Genomic DNA, 17,968 nt, shown 5'->3' on the forward strand with positions numbered 1-17,968 from the left:
TTAATGCTGCTTGAATTTGTTTAGTTATTAACTGAGGATAGTGCTTTGTTACAGCGATTACAGAAGGACAATTATTTTGCACCAACTGCGCATAATCATTCAAATCTTTCAGTTTAGGTAATATCAGTACGCTATCGAATAATGTGAAAGAACTTAAAATGTTTGCTCGTTGTAAATTGATTATGAATAAGTTGACATTTTGTATTTTTATATTTAATAATTGTTTCATCTGGTTCTTAAACACCAATTAGGTGGTTACCTTGTTTTTTAGCTTTGTGTAAAATTCTATATGACTGTAATGTAATAAATCAAAACCGCTTACTAGAACTATTTCACTATTTATAGGACAGTTTTTATTTAAAGACATATTCTCATGTTGGACAATGTGACAGTATTATGGTTAGATGAATAGGAGATAAGATTTATAAAATAAACTTAAAAAATTTAATTTTAATCAATGAAAAACTAATAAAACAAAATTTTACAATTGTCTATTGTAATTGATTTGTATATAGTTCATATTGTTATTGATGAAAAATTGATTCAAATAATCTTCAGAGCAATTTTAATGAATGATACCGCACTATCTTATGATTTTAATGATATATTACAATCGTCTTTTATTAGTGCACGTCTTAGGAACACCATCACTTATACCTCTTTATTATTATTTATAGGATTAGTTGTTTTTGTCTCTTTTGCCGTTAATAATTATGTTAACAACACTTTATCTATAACTTTAGTACAGCCTGATAGTAGTGCAGAAGAAATGATTTCATTTAAAGAAGTAGTAGTAAAAAAAGGTGATACTATAAAGTCAATTTTGATAGAACAAAATATTCCTAGAAATGAAATAGAAAAAATTGTAAATTTAGTAAAAGATGGTAAATTATCCTCTTTACTTAAAATAGGGCAACACATTACTTTTGAATATGAAACAAAAATTATTGAAAACGAGGGTGAAGATTTAACCTCAGAGATAACATTCTTAAATAAAATCATCATAATTATTGATAAGCTAAAAACTATTCAAGTAATTAGAGAAAGTGATAGTTTTAAAGTTGAAGAAATTGTAGTACCTTTAAATAAAAAAGTTGCTAAATCGTCGGTAAGTATTGAATCAAATTTTATGTCTGCCCTTAAAAAACTTGGTTTATCAAATAATAGTATAATAGAGTTGATTAATGCTTATGCCTATCAAATCGATTTTCAGCGTCAAATAAAAAACGGTGATACTGTAACTGTAATAACAGAAAAATATGTAACGGAAGACGGTAAATTTGCCCACCACGGTAAAATTCTATATGTTTCATTAAACCTTTCAGGCAAAGAATATAATATATATAATTATTCCCATGATAATAACACAAATAATTATGCATTTTTTTCTGAAGACGGTAAAAGCGTAAAAAGAAGCTTACTTAAAACTCCGTTGAAAGTTATAAAAGTTTCTTCATATTACGGTAATAGAAAGCATCCAATACTCGGTTATACTAAAATGCATAAGGGAGTTGATTTTGCAGCTCCAGCTGGTACACCTATATATTCTGCAGGAAACGGAGTTATAACGGAAATAGGTTGGAAGTCAGGTTATGGAAAATTTATTCAAGTCAAACATAGCGGTAGGCTATCTACTGCTTACGCTCATGCTTCACATTTTGCAAAAAATTTAAAAGTGGGAAGTATAGTAAAACAAGGGCAGATCATAGCATATGTCGGCAGTACGGGTAGAGTTACAGGGCCACATTTACATTATGAAGTTAAAATTGATGGCAAACACGTTAATCCTATGTCGGTTAAAACAACACCGGGTATAGAATTAAATGGAACAAAATTAGAGAAATTTAAACAATTTAAAAAAGAAATAAACACTTTAAATGTTAAGCTTGATAAGGAATTGCAAGCTGATAAAACAGTTGCGTGTCTCTGTGATACTTGATGAATTTTAAAAATTAGCGTTGTCGTTTTCTACAAGAGTTTCAGTTCTAACGTATTTAAGTATACGCAACTCACCTTACATTGTGAACTCATAGCTCTTTTTAGAATTGACCTGCGTATCATTTGTCATAGTACCGGACAATTTTTGAAACATGCGTGTGATGTTATTCTGTTGATTAGGTGATTTTATTGGATTCTTGTTTTTAACTAGGCATGACATAAGAGCCATTATTCATTATTTATTCACACAACCTCTATGCTGTTACTACTAAAAAAAATCTATCTAACATTTGCTCGTAGTAGTCGTATAATAATAACATTAGTTATTATTGACCAGTTAAGTAAATGGTGGTTTATTAATAGTTTACGATGGAAACCTGGTTTAATGCTCAAGGTTACTACTTTTTTAAACATGGTTTATACTTGGAATTATGGTATTAGTTTTGGATTAATGCGTGAATACTATCAATATAGTAATGCTGTGCTTATATTAACAAACTCGATAATAGTCTGTTACTTATACTACTTAATGTTGCGTTCAAAAACGCTTGGGGGATTTGCAGGTTATAGTTTTGTAATTGGCGGTGCCGTCGGTAATCTAATTGATAGATTTTTTAGAGGGGCGGTATTTGATTTTATTCATTTTTATTATAAGAATTATAGTTTTCCTGTATTTAATTTAGCTGATTGCTTTATTACAATGGGAGTAATTCTATTAATAGAAGATTATTATAGTACTAAAAAAATTATTGAAGAAAAGGCTAAAGAGGATTATAATAATGCTCAAATTGAAGCTCTGGCTGAAACAATTCGTCACACTGATCATAATGGTGACGATAAAATATAATTTTAATTAAAGGTGTTTAAGTGAAAAAGATTTTTTTGTTATTTACTGTTTTATTAATTACTTCTGCGTGTAGCAAAAAATTAAAAGAAACCGTAGGTATATTAACAGCCGGACCTAATGAGTATCAAGTACAGCGTGCTAAAGCACTGGAAGTTCCTCCTCATTATTATTTACCAGATCCTAGGGATAGTCAAACAATTGATAATAATATAAAAAGACTAGGTGAATTTAATGAAGGGGAACAAGCATTAATGCAAGAGATAAATTAGTATACTCGATCAACTTCAAAAATTAGTTTTGTCATCCTACCAGAGCTATGGTACCAACTCAGTATACGCTGTGTTTCTCTCCTTGTGGGTTCTTTGCTCTTTTTAAAGTTAATCTGCATTTACCTGTTCTTGGATACTAAGCTGCAATGTTCTTTCAAATTAACTCATGAATTCTCATACAAAACAAAAAATAGGTATTTTTGGGCTTGGTAAAACCGGTATGTCGGTTTACGAGGAAGTACAAAATAAATATGATGTCATTGTCTACGATGATTTAAAAGCAAATAGAGATATATTTGCAGAATTATTTGGAAAAAACCTTATTGTTGCTTTATCTGATTCAAGATGGCAAGATTTAGATAAAATTGTCTTAAGTCCTGGAGTGCCGCTGACTCATGCAATAGTAAGGATTGCTCATCATTGCAATATATCAATTACTTCTGATATAGATTTATTATTTGAAAAATCAAGAAATTTAAACTTTATAGCTGTAACCGGTACAAACGGTAAAAGTACTACTACTGCTTTGATAAGCCATATTTTAAATAGTAATGGTTTGGACTATCCGATTGCAGGTAATATAGGGGTTCCGGCTTTAAAAGCCAAAAATAGTAAGTACGGATATGTACTTGAATTATCTTCTTTTCAGTTAGATTTAATAAAAACATTTACAGCTAAAATAGCAGTACTTCTTAATATTACTCCTGATCATTTGGATAGACATAAGGACATGGATTACTATATTAAGGCAAAATCTAAGATTTTTGATCGCATGGATAAGAATAGTTATGCAGTAATTAATATTGATAATTATTATTGTCGTAAAATTTTTATGACATTGCAGCAAGAGCAGTGTATAAAATTAATTCCCTTTTCTGTTACCAAAATGCTTGAAAAAGGTATATTGGTAGTTAATGACATAATTAACGATAATTTTTGTAGTAATAGTAGCTTTAAATTACCATTTAATAAAAATCTGCAGGGAATGCATAATTGTGAAAACATTGCAGCAAGTTATGCAGTAGCTAAGATAATGGGATTAGAGTCTACAAAGATAATTAAAACTATCAGTAGTTTTCAAAGTTTACCTCATAGAATGCAATATATCGGTAATATAAATAATATAAGTTTTTACAATGATAGTAAAGCAACAAATGCCATATCTGCCTTGCAATCAATTAAGGCGCTTGATAATATTTATTGGCTTGCAGGAGGAATACCAAAGGAAGGGGGGATTGAGGAAATAAGACCATATTTTAACAGAATTAAAAAGGCTTATTTTTATGGACACGCTAAAGAAATATTTGCAGATGCAGTTAAAAATATGGTGGATTTTGTAATATGTAATGATCTTAAGCAGGTTTTTGATCTTGCTTATAAGGATGCAGTAAGTAATACTGCAGAAGTGAAAAATATTTTGCTAGCACCTAGTTGTAGCTCATATGATCAGTTTAAAAATTTTGAAGAGCGTGGAGAGTTATTTATCAAATTATTTTTGGAAAAAACTAAAAATAAAAAAAATACCATATAGGTTTAGTTGCAATAAAAAACTATTTATGTATAAATCTTTGTATCTAGTCCTTGTAATTCATTTAAATATTCTTCTAAATTTACTAGATTAATGGCAGTAATTTGTTCACATTTTGTTAATTTCATTATAATTTTTTTATTAAGATAATTGCAGGAATAGTATGATATTATATGGACCATGATTTTTGGTCTATAATAAACCATTTTACTGTTTTTGATTTTCCATTTTTGTATTGACCTTTAATGATCATATATATCACCCATTCATCAATACCGAAATAGTTGAATAAACTACATAAAGTTTGCTAGCTAGCAAACTTTATGTTTTATTTTTTTAATCTTACATGTCAAGATAAAATCCACATATTGAAATGTAAGGTAATATTTTTCATTCCACCAGCAAAAATTTTAACCAGTAATATTTAGATAATAAGTTAAAGTTTGGTACATCACAGTTTGCCATCCAGCTATTATACGATCAGTTTGTAAATATTATTTTGTGTCTGGATAAAAATTTAACGGTTTACCTAGCAGTTATTGTTAGATCTTTTCTGTTTTTTATATACCTAAATATTAGGGAATACATAGAATTAAATTCATATTTATAATATTCTAATGTAGCTGAAGATAAGCATGGTACGGTACTTGCTTCGGTAATAGCTAGACATTTTTTGTGCTGTCATATTATTTAATAGATTTAATTAATCTATAGCAAATTTGCGTACAAATCTTCTGCAATCAGCTAAATCAATATAATGCATACCAAGTATAATACTAGCTAGTGCAACATTATTAATTATTTGTTCGAAAGGACTGCAAGTTAAAAGGTTTTAATTTTTGTAATTGTGCCGTAATTTCTATATTTATGTAAAAGTAGCTAACAGGATGATTTTGTTCTATATCGTGTTTTAATCACACACTCTGCAAGAATAAGTTGTACATTAAAATATATTAAGTCTTTTGGCGATCTTACTACTAAAATTTCCCATAGCACCTATAATATCATAACTTTTTTAATCATTATAAAGAATTTATTTTAAATTTACCTGTGCATTCAAATATGTAATTTCTCAATTCAATTTTTATAAATCATATAAATTTCTTTTAAAGAATTCAGTTTGATCAATAAAATAAAAGTAGCGCATATTAGTTAATTTGTTATAATATTCTTGCGTCATATAAGCCTAGTTTAAGTGACTTGAGCAGTTTTACAGATATCCAAGGTGTGTTAAATAACAAAATAAAGATTTTATAACTATAAAATGTTTAAAAATAATGAAATATCTAATAACTTTATTAAATTATGGTGGCGGAGTACCGATAGGCAAATAATAATTTCTTTGATAATTTTATTTGCTTTTAGTTTAATGTTGGTTACTACTTCAGGTTCAGCAGTAGCAAGTAGAATAGGACTTGAAGAAAATTATTTTGCATCTAGACAAATATTGTATTTAGTTGCCGCTTCAGGGCTTATATTATTATTTTCATGCTTTAATAAGAAATGGTTAAGGCGTTTTGCAATACTTGGGTTTATTGCTAGTGTGGTTTTATTAATAGCAGTTAAATTTCTTGGTTATGAAGTGAAAGGAGCAGTACGATGGATTAATATTCTAGGTATATCTATTCAGCCTTCAGAATTTATTAAACCGTTTTTTGCAGTTGTTACAGGTTGGATATTATCGTTAAAGTTTAATGATGATTTTCCAAGTGTTACGATTTGTGTAATACTTTATTATATTGTGGCTATTCTCTTAATTATTCAACCAGATTTTGGAATGCTTGTAATGATTACGGCAGTGTTCGGTATTCAGCTGTTTATTGCAGGTATGCCGATATTTTGGATTGTTCTAACAGGTTTGTTAGGTATGATAGGAGTAACTATTGCTTATTTTTGGTTACCTCACGTAACGCAAAGAATTAATTCATTTCTAGATCCTGATAGTAGTGAGAATTATCAGGTCAGTAAGTCTCTTAAGGCTTTTGAGCATGGCGGTTTATATGGACGTGGTCCAGGGGAGGGGGCAGTAAAGCAGATGCTACCTGACTCACATACAGATTTTATTTTTGCCGTAGCAGGTGAAGAGTTTGGAGCTATTATTTGCCTGATTGTTATAGGTATATTTGCTTTTATAGTATTAAGAAGTCTTGTTAAGCTATTAAGTGAAAAGGATAAATTTATACAATTCGCTGCTAGCGGTATAATTGCCCAATTAGGGCTTCAGGCAATAATTAATATAGGTGTAACTTTAAATTTACTTCCTACTAAAGGTATGACATTACCATTTATTAGTTATGGTGGTTCTTCAACACTTGCAGTTGCTATCGCTACTGGTATGCTTCTTGGTTTTACAAGACACCGAACCCCTTTAAATTCATACAAAATTCATAATATTGAAATATGAAAAAAATCATTTTGGTAGCAGGTGGTACGGGAGGGCATTTTTTCCCAGCAGTTGCTCTTGGAGAAGAATTAATAAAACTTGGGTATGAAGTTCATTTTATTATTGATTTGAGATGCAAGAAGTATATAAATCAGGATATGAAGGTAATTTTTCATATAATAGATTTAAAACGATCAGATAATATTTTTTTGTTTTTACCAAGATTATCAATTGCAGTTTTAAAAGCTATTAGATTATTATATAATATAAAGTCTTCAGTCATTGTGGGATTTGGTGGTTATCCTGTTATTGCCTCGATGTGTGCGGCAGTTTTTTTAAGAGTGCCGATTATAATTCATGAACAGAATTCTTACCTTGGCAAAGTTAATAAGTTTTTTGCAAGCTTTGCTAAAAAGATAGCTATTTCTTATGAAAACGTAAAAAATTTACCAGAATTTGCAAAAAGTAAAATAGTAGTTACCGGTGGGATAGTTAGAAAAAATATTAGAGATCTCGGTTCCTTGGTAGGGGGAGCACGGAATGACAAGCTCTTTACAATATTTATTTTTGGCGGTAGTCAAGGAGCTAAACTGTTTTCAGAGTTAATACCTGCAAGTATCAAAATTTTAATACAAAAAGATCCGCAACTGAAATTACATATAATTCAGCAAGCAGCATTAGATGATCAAGTAAAAGTAAAAGATATATACTCGGAATTAAACATTACTTATGAACTTGCTGAATTTTTTGATAATATTGCATTGCAATATAAAGAAGCCGATTTAGTGATTTCAAGAGCAGGGGCTTCAACTATAGAAGAGTTGACCTATATAGGATTACCTGCAGTCTTTATTCCGCTACCTAGTGCTGCAGATAATCATCAATATTACAATGCAAAATTGTTGGAAGATACAAAAGCAGGATGGTGTTTAGAGCAGAATAATATTTCTGCAGGAAAATTAGCAGATAAAATACTTGATTTGATAAGTAATACAAAGATATTAGAGGATGTTTCACAAAATTTATTAAAAAGAAAAAAAGAAGGGCATAAGTTATTAAGTCATCTAATAGAAGAGGTGATTTAAATTTTGTTTTATAGGCTTTGTTGTATTATGGATCGAGAAAGATTGTTATACTGTGGATTTGGACTATCCAAAAATACTAATAATTTTAGTATTTTTAGTTGGATCGTGTCATCAAGTTGCGGATAAACAATCGGGAAATTAATTCATGCCACAAGACCAAAAATACCTTAAAATAATAATGATTTAATTAAGCGTATAGAACTTTGGTGCTTTATTCTTGCAAGTTTGGTTATTATATGGCATTAATCATAATAAAATTTTGGAATAATATAAATATATGTTTAAAAAAATTATAATATTATTTTTAGGAATGTTCTTACTGTCAGGTTGTACCGATAATTTTAGAAGTTACTTTCAAAAATCTGCAAATAATAGATTGGTTGATAGTAAAGGTGCTAAAGGTAGTAAAAGAAAACCTTTATATAATAATAAATATATTACTTTAGCTAAAAAGAATATATTAGAAGATAACCTTGATTATGATAACGACTATGACAATGATGATGACTATGATAGCGATAGTTTTTTCAGAGGAGAGAGAATAGATCCTGTAAAGAGAAATCGTGAGATGTATCTTAAGATGATTAAAAGAGATATAGCAAGGCAAAAAGCAGAAGCTGGTGAAGTTGAATCCAATGATAATATGACTTTAAGTAGAATGAATAAAAAAGTTAGAAAAGACAATAGCGATAAAGAAAAAAAGATGCAAGAGGAATTAAATCAGATAAAAGCAATGCTTAGAGAAACTAAGCGTGATATATCAAAATATACTTGTCCAAATGCTACAGTAAACCAAAATTATGCACCACCGGTAAAAAATAATAAGCCATATAATAACAATTCTAAGGTAAAGCAAAAATTTATCCGTGAAGATGATGATAACGGTAGTAATGCTTGTTCAATATAATGTATGTCATTCCTGTGCAAGCAGGAATCTATCATTTTAAGCAAGATAACATTTTAATTTTCTAATACTATTGCAATAATTTAAATTGCATAGTATATTTATCACTCTTAATAGGTTTATTATTTTTAAATAAAAATTAATTTTTTATAGAAAAATGTTAAATTTATTAATAAAGTACCATTAGTCTTACCTCTATAAAAGGCCTTTAAAATCCTGTTGTTTCTGAAATAGCAGAATTAACAAAAAAATACATTTTAAAAGATCAAGAGCTTAAAAAAAGCTTATGGAATTGTTTCTAGATGATATTTTCTATTCAAGTAACAAGAGTACAGATATTATATGCTTTAAACACTGTGGAATCTGTAAAACAACATTTGACAGATGAGACGCAAGAATTTTGTAATAAATTAAATGACTATGGTATTTGTATGGCTTGTTAATGTGCTAGTTATAAAATAAGCGGTAAGGACATAATTAGAATTTATATCACCTCATTTATTAAAAAACGCCTCCGATATAGAATATATTAAGGCATATATTCCTGAAGGATATATAAAAGAGAGTAATATGAATATACTATGGAATTGCTTGGTAAACAACTACTGAGATCAAAAATCTTCTGAGTTTTAGTAAATAAATCGCTTGTACTGTCTATCCCTATACAAAATAGATGCATTAAATTATGATAGTGATGAAATTACAGTGGTTGGAGAAGAGTAAACGACACCGAATACTGGACAAGCTTGATATAACTGACCTCTATGGTTTAGTAAAAATCCATATATCATCTTATTACTTTTGAAAACTATATGTTTTTTTTATTCTTTATCTCAACTTCAGTCAGTTATGAATTAGAAGTAGGATGCTATTAATTAACAAGAATAAATTTTAGGAGAAACTCATAGCCCTAGGTTTATAAAGTTTTACTAATGAGTTATATAGCATGAAATGTTATAAATATAACTCCTATATTATTAATATTAATTCTAGCTCCTGTTGTAATGCTAAGTAGGTATATACCCTAACATTGACGAATCTGTTTAATATTGAGGATCTCATTTTAAAATAACGTCATCTTGGGTTTGTCATGGTATGTAATGTTAAAGTTTGCTCAGAGCCGTTATATTAAGAGATTTTGTATTTTAGCTGATATATCTAATTTTATAGCTTGATATTTATCAATATTGTATTAAAGTTTGCAGTTGTGCTATTTATAAATCGGACGTTACATCAATAAAACCGGCAAGAGTTGCAAGCTTGTTCTTTAGGGGTAGGGGCAAAAGTAAAATCGCTTCTCTTGATCAAGTTCTTACATAGTATTTTGTAGTATTTTGGCAAGATTCAGATAAGATGAATTGAAAGGTAGGTACGCCCCTGTACAGTGTATAAAACGTGAGTATAGGCGAGTCCTACAAAATTTGTTTATATCAAGCTTTCTAAAATATACTGTAACTTTTTAGAAACAACCTGAATATCATAATTTTGTTGTAATTTTAGATAGGCATTTTTAGAAAATACCTTCGCTTTTTTAGGATTATCTATTAGATAAGCAATTTTTTCTGCTAAATCTTTAATTGACCCGGCTTTACAAATAAGTCCGTCTTGCATGTTGCTTAAGATTTCTGTAGGTCCTTCAGTATCTGTACTAACAATAGGAATATTTGCCTTCATTGCTTCAAGTACTATAATGCCAAACGGTTCATGTAGTGATGGAAGACAAAAAATATCGCTCTGCTCAAAGAATCTATCTTTATCGTTAATCCATCCGGTAAATGATATTTGATTTTGTAAATTAAGTATACGTACTAAAGCAATTAAATTATCTTTTTCTTCTCCTTCTCCACCTATAACTACCTGAATATTATATTTTTTTTCTTTTAAAATTTTTATAGCTTTAATGAAAATATCAACACCTTTTTTAGTAACAAATCTTGCTAATACACCAATTACGATAGGTTTTCCATATATTAGACTTCTTGTATAATGTGCTTCTAAAGGTAATTTATACGTTGAGCTGGTACTCGAATCCTCGCGTAGTGTTGTATACGCTGCAGTTCGAGGTAAAGATTCTCCTTCAAATCTCTCTTTATTAGCTTCCTTCTGCAAGAAGTCTATTTTATTTGGAGCAAAATCTTTATTAATATTTATCATGTTTGGTAGAATAAATATTTTAGATTCAGCAAAGTTATTTTTTAGTAAAAATGCGTGCATATGATGTGTCAGAGCAATAACAAAATCACATTTGCGTAGTCCTTTTAAAGTATAATTATGAGCAATACCGATTAACTTAACATTAGTTATTTTAGCAAGTTTGCTAAAATTTATTGCTCTATTACCGTGTGCTATAATTATATCGGGCTTAGTTTTGTAAATTATATATTTAAGAATAAGTACCGAGAGTAAATCAAACGGTACTATATTTGGTAGTTTTAAACTTTTTTTAGATAAAAAAGAATTTATTTTTGCTTTGTAAGCAGTGGTATTTATAACTTCAATTTTTTGCATTTCAAGGGCAGTGCTATAATCTAAAAATGCTTGTTGAATTCCGCCAAGGTCACGACTTAGCATGATATTGAGTACTTTCATTTCTACTTTAATTGCTTGATTTCATTTTTGGTTAAACCGGTAAAATCTATAATGTCATCTAAAGGTCTATTTTTTTATAAGCATTTTTTTGCTAAATTGCATTTTATTTTCTTTTAATTTAGCTTCTCCTCTAGACTCACCTATAGCCATTCCTTTAGTTTCAGCATCCATAATTTTCTGTTCCTATACGCCTAAATTAGCCATTTCAGTTTTTATAATTTTTTCATAGGTATTTAAATCTTTTTCAGATCAGTTAGTTTCATCTAAAGCATAAAAAGGTTTTTTAATAATAAAATCATGACCTATCAAATATTCTATTCATTCTAGATTATTTTCATGTGCATGTTTAAAGAAATATGCCCATTTTTCTTGCAGGTTCTCTAAATTGATCTAATGCTTTATTAAATTTTCTAGTTCTAAAAAGATAAAATGACAATCTTGTAAGTTGTACTCATAAGTCTTAGTATCAAGTAACCTATGATTTGATCTCCAATCTTTTTTGGAGGGAAATAAAATGAAATCGGCAATTGCTAAAAATATTACACCTCGGAGTTGTGCATATACAGTCATTTTTTTGTACCAGAATATGCATAGTTATTTTTAGGATCTAAAAACGTGAAATGAGCATAGAAACGTATTTTTATATATAATAACTTCATTATAGCAAATTTCTTAGAATTTGCTATAATACAATCTTAAATATTATAATTGATTATGATGAGTAAAATTAATTTTGTAAAAATGCATGGTCTCGGTAATAATTTTGTTATTGTTAATAAACGAGAATTATTAAATTTACACGATTTACCACAGCTAGCAAAAAATATTGCGGATCGTCATACTGGTATTGGTTGCGATCAGTTTATTCTTTATGAAGATCATAATGATTTTTATGAAATGATTATATATAATATAGATGGCTCTAGTGCTGAGTTATGTGGTAATGCTACAAGATGTTTAGCCAAGTTAATTTATCTTGATACGGGAAAGAAAGATATTATCATAGTAGTAGGCAATAAAGAATTACTATGCCGTATTGAAGACGAAAATGAGATTAGCGTTAATGTAGGAGCTGTTAGTTTTAATGAAGCTTGGATGCCGAGTCGTGATAAGATTTGGGAATTTGCAGGGCGTTATATGATTGATTTAAAGGAAACTATTTGTGTGGATGTTGGTAACCCGCATTTGGTTATTTTTAGTAAGCTAGCGCATCAAGATCAAAAAATTGTCGGTGCAAAATTACAGGATAAAGAATTATTTGCTAATGGTATAAACGTTAATTTTGCTGAAATTAAAAATAATAAGATTTATTTATCTGTTTGGGAGCGAGGAGTAGGGTTAACGCTTGCTTGCGGAAGTGGAGCTTGTGGTAGTTTTGCTGCTGGTTTAAAGCGTGGTTTTATCCATTCACCAAGTACAGTAGTGTTTAAACTGGGTAGTCTGAATATGAAGGAAGAAAACGGCAATATAATAATGCAAGGACCTGCTACGCTAATAGCTGAAGGGAGTATATTATTATGAATAACTCTCTAAAACAAGATGTAGTAACGTTCGGTTGTCGGCTTAATATTTATGAAAGTGAGATAATAAGGAAAAATCTTGAATTATCGGGTCTTGATAACGTCATGGTATTTAATACTTGTGCCGTAACTAAAGCAGCTGAGAAACAAGTAAGACAAGCTATTCGTGGAGCTAAAAAAAATAATTCTGATTTAAAAATTATCGTTACAGGTTGTAGTGCTCAAACGAGTCCGCAAATGTATGGTAATATGCCAGAAGTTGACAAGGTTATAGGTAATGAAGAAAAGCTATTACCTAATTATTACCAAATTAACGATGACAAAATAGCAGTTAACGATATAATGTCGGTGAAAGAGACTGCAGGTCATTTGGTAAGTAGCTTTGATGGTAAATCTCGTGCTTTTATTCAGGTACAAAACGGTTGTGATCATTTTTGTACTTTTTGTATTATTCCTTATGGTAGAGGTAAAAGTAGATCGGTACCGATAGGAGCTATAGTAAAGCAGGTAAAACATTTGATGTTAGAAGGTTTTAAAGAAGTGGTTTTTACAGGTGTTGATGTTACGGCTTACGGTTCAGATTTACCTGGGAGTCCAACCTTTGCACAAATGATTAAACGAGTCTTAAATTTAGTTCCTGAGTTAAGAAGGCTTAGATTATCTTCAATAGATGTTGCAGAAATAGATGATGAACTTTTTGAGCTTATAGCTTATAGTGAAAGGATAATGCCGCATTTTCATATTAGCCTGCAAGCAGGTGATAATATAATATTAAAACGTATGAAACGACGACATAATAGAACAAACGTAATAGAGTTTTGTTGGAAGTTGCGGGCAATAAGACCTGAAGTATCGTTTGGTGCGGATATTATAGCAGGTTTCCCAACGGAAACTCCGGAAATGTTTGAAAATACAAGAAGATTAATTTCAGAAGCAGAATTACAATATTTACATGTTTTCCCTTACTCAGAGAGAGATGGAACACCTGCAGCGCGTATGCCGCAAGTACCAAAGGCTATAAGGAAAGAAAGAGCAGACATTCTAAGGCAAGAGGGGCAAAATCAGTTAACAGAGTTCTTTAAAAAACACATAGGGCAGAAAGTAGAGTTATTAGTAGAGAATAATAATATCGCCCATACCGAGAATTTTATTCCAGTGAAGCTCGAAAAACCTTTAGCAATAGGGCAGATATTTAAAGCAAAGTTAGTGGGTATAGAGGAAAAGCATATGAGATGCGCTGTCATTCCCGCATAGGCAGGAATGACAGCGAGAGTCACGCAACAAAGTCCCACATATGTAGGAATGACGTATAAACTACACTAAAAGACAAACAAGTAAGAAAAAACCATGGAAAATATAGCCACAATATTAAGGCTTGCTGAGGAAAAAATCTTATTAGTACAAAACTTAAAAGATCTGCAAGAATATAAAGTAGAATTTTTAGGCAAGAACAGTATAGTGACCAGTGAGCTTAAAAAATTAGGCAGTTTAAATAAACAAGAACGTAAAGCGTTTGGATTAAAAATCAATAAGTTAAAAGATAAAATACAAAATATAATAAAAGTCAAAGAAGAAATTTTAGTAGAACAAGAATTAAATTTGAAGCTTGCAGCTGATAAAATTGATCTGACAATCCCTGCAAGAAAATATAAACAAGGTTCTATTCATCCTATAACGCAGTGTATTGAGGAGTTAATACAAGTGTTTTTGCAGTTTGGTTTTACTATAGAAAATGGACCAAATATTGAAGATGATTTCCATAATTTTACGGCTCTCAATTTTGAAGATGATCATCCAGCAAGGCAGATGCATGATACTTTTTATTTAAAAGAGCATGAAGGTAGTAAGCCAATGCTGCTTCGTACTCACACCTCAACTGTGCAGATTAGAGCTATGAAAAACGGTAAACCGCCCTTTAGGTTTATAGCACCAGGTAGGACTTATAGATCCGATTCGGATATGACGCATACGCCAATGTTTCACCAAATAGAAGGGCTTGTTATCGATAAAAATATCAATATGGGGCATTTAAAATACGTTATCACGGAATTTATAAGAAGTTTTTTTGAAAATTCCAATATTAAATTACGCTTTAGACCTAGTTTTTTTCCGTTTACCGAACCTTCTGCCGAAGTTGATATTTGGATGAATAAAAACAATAAATGGCTTGAGGTTTTAGGGTGTGGGATGATTCATCCAAACGTGCTGAAGAATGTGGGAATCGCTAACAGCGAGTATCAAGGTTTTGCTTTTGGGCTTGGAGTAGAGCGTTTTGCAATGCTAAAATATAATATTAAAGATTTAAGACAATTTTTCCAAGGAGATATGCGCTGGCTTAAACATTATAATTTCTGTGGCTTTGATATACCGCATCTAGCTGGAGGATTAACGAAATGAAATTTACATTATCATGGTTAAAACAATTTTTAGATACATCTGTTTCAGTTGCTGAAATTGCTGAAGCGCTAACAGCTATTGGTCTTGAAGTAGAAGAGGTGATAGATAAGGCAGTGGAGTTACAAAAATTTGAAGTAGCACATATTATAAATGTTAAGCCTCACCCATCAGCTAATAAGTTAAAGCTTTGCAATGTTGAAACTAAGAATGGAGTTCTACAAATAGTTTGCGGGGCAAGTAATGCAAGGGCAGGTATAAAAGTAGTGCTTGCAAATATCGGAATAGAAATACCAAATGGCAAATTTAAAATTAAAGAATCCACAATTAGAGGAGAAAAAAGCTGCGGTATGCTTTGCTCTGAAGAGGAATTGTTGCTTGCTTCAGAGTCTGAAGGGATTATGGAGCTGCCTGAAGATGCCGTGGTTGGAGAGAATTTTACTAAATATTGTGGTTTAGATGATCCTATATTTGTGATTAATGTTATTCCTAATCGTGGTGATGCACTTGGAGTTTATGGTATTGCAAGAGATTTAGCAGCAAAAGGACTTGGAACACTTAAAGAGTTAGAAATTCCGGAAATAAATAGTACATTTATTTCTAAAATAAAGCTGCACGTGCAAGATAAAGCAGCCTGCCCTTTATTTACATTTAGAGAAATAAAAAATTTAAAGAATAAACCAAGCCCTGATTGGTTACAGAAATTATTGAAAAATGTCGGGGTGAAAACTATTTCAAGCTTAGTCGATATAACAAATTATATTGCCTATAGTTTCGGGCAACCTATGCATGTTTATGATGCAGATAAGATAAAAGGGGGGATTATTGTAGGTCATTATTATGAGGAAAAGCAATTGTCCTCTCATGGCTTTGCTGCAGGATCCAATGAAATTACTAGTGCTGTAAATTGTTTTATGGACCCCGCGATCAAGTCGCGGGATGATACTGGACTAGGGTATGACAACAGTAACATAGTTAAATTCTATGCCCTAAATGGCAAAGAATATTTACTTAGTGAAAATGATCTAGTTATAAAAGATGAAAGTGGTATTCATGCCCTTGCCGGTATCATTGGCGGGGTTGATAGTAGTTGTACCGATGGTACAACTAATATAATACTTGAAGCTGCTTGCTTTAATGCTAAAATTATTGCAGCTAGTGGGCGAAGATTACAAATTGATACAGATGCTAGATATCGTAATGAGCGTAATATTGATAGAAATTTTACGGAGAAGGCTTTGGATATAGCAACGGATCTTATTTTGTCAATATGTGGAAACGGTGAAATATCGGAAATAGTAAAGGTTGGTAAAAAAGAACCGAAAAAATCCCCTTTAGATTTTTCAGCGTGCTATTTAGAAAAAATTACAGGAATTAGACTCAATCTCAAAGAGATAGAGTCTATATTAAATAAATTAGGTTTTATTACGAATATTAAGGATGATGTTATAAAAGTCATAGCTCCTTCATGGCGTCACGATATAACTATTTTAGAAGATATAGTGGAAGAAATCGCACGTATTTACGGTTATGATAAAATAGAGAGTATAAAATTACCTGAACTAGAGCAAAATAATCATAAGCTCAGAGAGCACAACAGAATCTCTATTTTTAAAAGAATATTAGCAAGCAAAGGTTATGATGAAGTAGTAACTAACTCTTTTATGAGTAGTGAAGATGCAAAGTTGTTTGCTGAATTAAAAGAAGAGTTATTTTTGCTTAATCCTATAAGTGTAGAAGAGAATTATATGCGTCCTACTATACTGCCAAATTTGTTAAGTATAGTCAGTAAAAATTTAGCACGCTCTATAAAAGATATGGCTTTTTTTGAAGTTGGGCCGCATTTTATAGATTTAAATACGGAATCTACTTATTTAACAGCAATTATAACCGGTGCATATAATAATAAGAGTCCTCATTCGTCAGGACGTAGTTATGATATTTTTGATCTTAAAGGTAATTTAGAGCAGGTGTTTAATTATGCAGGGTTATCTATAGATAAATGTATAGTAGCAAATGGGGCAGCCACTCCACAATATTATCATCCGACTAGATCAGTAAATTTAGCACTAGGAAAAAATTTATTAGGCTATTTTGGGCAAATACATCCTAAAATCTTGAAACATTACGATATTAATCAGGAGATATTTGCATTTGAGTTAAATATTACGAATTTGCCTGTAATAAAAGCTAAATTCGGTAAAAGAGAAGAATTTGTAGTATCAGATTTTCAAGCTAATTTTAGAGATTACGCATTTATTGTTGATCAAGATCATAGAGTTGGTGAAATAATCTCATACATAAATAATTTTAATAAAAAGCTTGTCAAGTCAGTTATATTATTTGATATTTATAAAGGTGATAAATTGCCTCGAGGTAAAAAATCTATAGCGATTAAAGTAGAGCTGCAAGCTGATGATCGTACTTTGTCTGATACTGATTTAAATTTATTCAGTAAAGATTTAGTTACTGCTATCTCGCAAAAATTTCAAGGCACATTAAGAGAATGAC

13 protein-coding genes are annotated in these 17,968 nt (G+C 30.5%); 11 read left to right on the top strand and 2 right to left on the bottom strand.

From position 1 onward, the window contains the following. Positions 1–568: 568 nt before the first annotated feature. The 7 genes from AAGW17_RS03810 (at position 569) to AAGW17_RS03840 (ending at position 8,957) form a co-directional block, all read left to right on the top strand. A complete protein-coding gene (locus tag AAGW17_RS03810; RefSeq protein ID WP_347938727.1) occupies positions 569–1,939 on the top strand; it encodes a M23 family metallopeptidase in 1,371 nt (456 codons plus the stop codon). A 255-nt stretch (positions 1,940–2,194) separates the two neighbouring features. After that, the gene (lspA, locus tag AAGW17_RS03815) at positions 2,195–2,785 is read left to right on the top strand and encodes a signal peptidase II (RefSeq protein ID WP_347938728.1); all 591 of its coding nucleotides are present in this window, start codon (positions 2,195–2,197) and stop codon (positions 2,783–2,785) included. Between the two features lie 20 nt (positions 2,786–2,805). Continuing rightward, positions 2,806–3,054, top strand: coding sequence for a DUF3035 domain-containing protein (locus tag AAGW17_RS03820; RefSeq protein ID WP_347938729.1), 249 nt, complete (start codon positions 2,806–2,808; stop codon positions 3,052–3,054). A 166-nt stretch (positions 3,055–3,220) separates the two neighbouring features. Continuing rightward, positions 3,221–4,585, top strand: a complete 1,365-nt coding sequence (gene murD, locus AAGW17_RS03825) for a UDP-N-acetylmuramoyl-L-alanine--D-glutamate ligase (protein WP_347938730.1) — start codon at positions 3,221–3,223, stop codon at positions 4,583–4,585. 1,261 nt (positions 4,586–5,846) lie between these two features. Further along, a complete protein-coding gene (gene ftsW, locus AAGW17_RS03830) occupies positions 5,847–6,986 on the top strand; it encodes a putative lipid II flippase FtsW (RefSeq protein ID WP_347938731.1) in 1,140 nt (379 codons plus the stop codon). Continuing rightward, a complete protein-coding gene (gene murG, locus AAGW17_RS03835; RefSeq protein ID WP_347938732.1) occupies positions 6,983–8,050 on the top strand; it encodes an undecaprenyldiphospho-muramoylpentapeptide beta-N-acetylglucosaminyltransferase in 1,068 nt (355 codons plus the stop codon). The genes ftsW and murG overlap by 4 nt, the downstream gene beginning before the upstream one ends. A gap of 277 nt (positions 8,051–8,327) precedes the next feature. After that, a complete protein-coding gene (locus tag AAGW17_RS03840; RefSeq protein WP_347938733.1) occupies positions 8,328–8,957 on the top strand; it encodes a hypothetical protein in 630 nt (209 codons plus the stop codon). 1,422 nt (positions 8,958–10,379) lie between these two features. Here AAGW17_RS03840 and AAGW17_RS03845 read toward each other — a convergent pair. Next, positions 10,380–11,543 (bottom strand): glycosyltransferase, encoded by a 1,164-nt coding sequence (locus AAGW17_RS03845; RefSeq protein ID WP_347938734.1) that lies wholly within the window; start codon positions 11,541–11,543, stop codon positions 10,380–10,382. A gap of 390 nt (positions 11,544–11,933) precedes the next feature. Next, positions 11,934–12,113 (bottom strand): hypothetical protein, encoded by a 180-nt coding sequence (locus AAGW17_RS03850; RefSeq protein ID WP_347938735.1) that lies wholly within the window; start codon positions 12,111–12,113, stop codon positions 11,934–11,936. Positions 12,114–12,257: 144 nt separating this feature from the next. On the opposite strand from AAGW17_RS03850, the gene dapF reads away from it, so the two are divergent. The 4 genes from dapF to pheT all read left to right on the top strand — a co-directional run bounded on the left by dapF (position 12,258) and on the right by pheT (position 17,967). Then, entirely contained in the window at positions 12,258–13,064 is an 807-nt protein-coding gene (gene dapF, locus AAGW17_RS03855) for a diaminopimelate epimerase (RefSeq protein WP_347938736.1), read from the top strand. After that, positions 13,061–14,317, top strand: a complete 1,257-nt coding sequence (mtaB, locus tag AAGW17_RS03860) for a tRNA (N(6)-L-threonylcarbamoyladenosine(37)-C(2))-methylthiotransferase MtaB (RefSeq protein ID WP_347938737.1) — start codon at positions 13,061–13,063, stop codon at positions 14,315–14,317. Before dapF ends, mtaB begins: the two co-directional genes overlap by 4 nt. A gap of 93 nt (positions 14,318–14,410) precedes the next feature. Beyond that, a complete protein-coding gene (gene pheS / locus AAGW17_RS03865; protein WP_347938738.1) occupies positions 14,411–15,460 on the top strand; it encodes a phenylalanine--tRNA ligase subunit alpha in 1,050 nt (349 codons plus the stop codon). Further along, positions 15,457–17,967: a phenylalanine--tRNA ligase subunit beta gene (gene pheT, locus AAGW17_RS03870; protein WP_347938739.1), complete on the top strand. Its 2,511-nt coding sequence runs from the start codon at positions 15,457–15,459 to the stop codon at positions 17,965–17,967. Before pheS ends, pheT begins: the two co-directional genes overlap by 4 nt. The last annotated feature ends 1 nt before the right edge of the window (position 17,968 follow it).

The sequence above is a fragment of the Rickettsia sp. Oklahoma-10 genome (assembly GCF_039954865.1).
Taxonomy (GTDB): domain Bacteria; phylum Pseudomonadota; class Alphaproteobacteria; order Rickettsiales; family Rickettsiaceae; genus Rickettsia; species Rickettsia oklahomensis.

Excerpts from the sequence above, each read along its gene's own strand:
- AAGW17_RS03810 (WP_347938727.1), top strand. The coding sequence starts at position 569 with ATGAATGATACCGCACTATCTTATGATTTTAATGATATATTACAATCG.
- lspA (WP_347938728.1), top strand. The coding sequence starts at position 2,195 with ATGCTGTTACTACTAAAAAAAATCTATCTAACATTTGCTCGTAGTAGT.
- murD (WP_347938730.1), top strand. The coding sequence starts at position 3,221 with ATGAATTCTCATACAAAACAAAAAATAGGTATTTTTGGGCTTGGTAAA.
- ftsW (WP_347938731.1), top strand. The coding sequence starts at position 5,847 with ATGTTTAAAAATAATGAAATATCTAATAACTTTATTAAATTATGGTGG.
- murG (WP_347938732.1), top strand. The coding sequence starts at position 6,983 with ATGAAAAAAATCATTTTGGTAGCAGGTGGTACGGGAGGGCATTTTTTC.
- AAGW17_RS03840 (WP_347938733.1), top strand. The coding sequence starts at position 8,328 with ATGTTTAAAAAAATTATAATATTATTTTTAGGAATGTTCTTACTGTCA.
- AAGW17_RS03845 (WP_347938734.1), bottom strand. The coding sequence starts at position 11,543 with ATGAAAGTACTCAATATCATGCTAAGTCGTGACCTTGGCGGAATTCAA.
- AAGW17_RS03850 (WP_347938735.1), bottom strand. The coding sequence starts at position 12,113 with ATGACTGTATATGCACAACTCCGAGGTGTAATATTTTTAGCAATTGCC.
- dapF (WP_347938736.1), top strand. The coding sequence starts at position 12,258 with ATGATGAGTAAAATTAATTTTGTAAAAATGCATGGTCTCGGTAATAAT.
- mtaB (WP_347938737.1), top strand. The coding sequence starts at position 13,061 with ATGAATAACTCTCTAAAACAAGATGTAGTAACGTTCGGTTGTCGGCTT.
- pheS (WP_347938738.1), top strand. The coding sequence starts at position 14,411 with ATGGAAAATATAGCCACAATATTAAGGCTTGCTGAGGAAAAAATCTTA.
- pheT (WP_347938739.1), top strand. The coding sequence starts at position 15,457 with ATGAAATTTACATTATCATGGTTAAAACAATTTTTAGATACATCTGTT.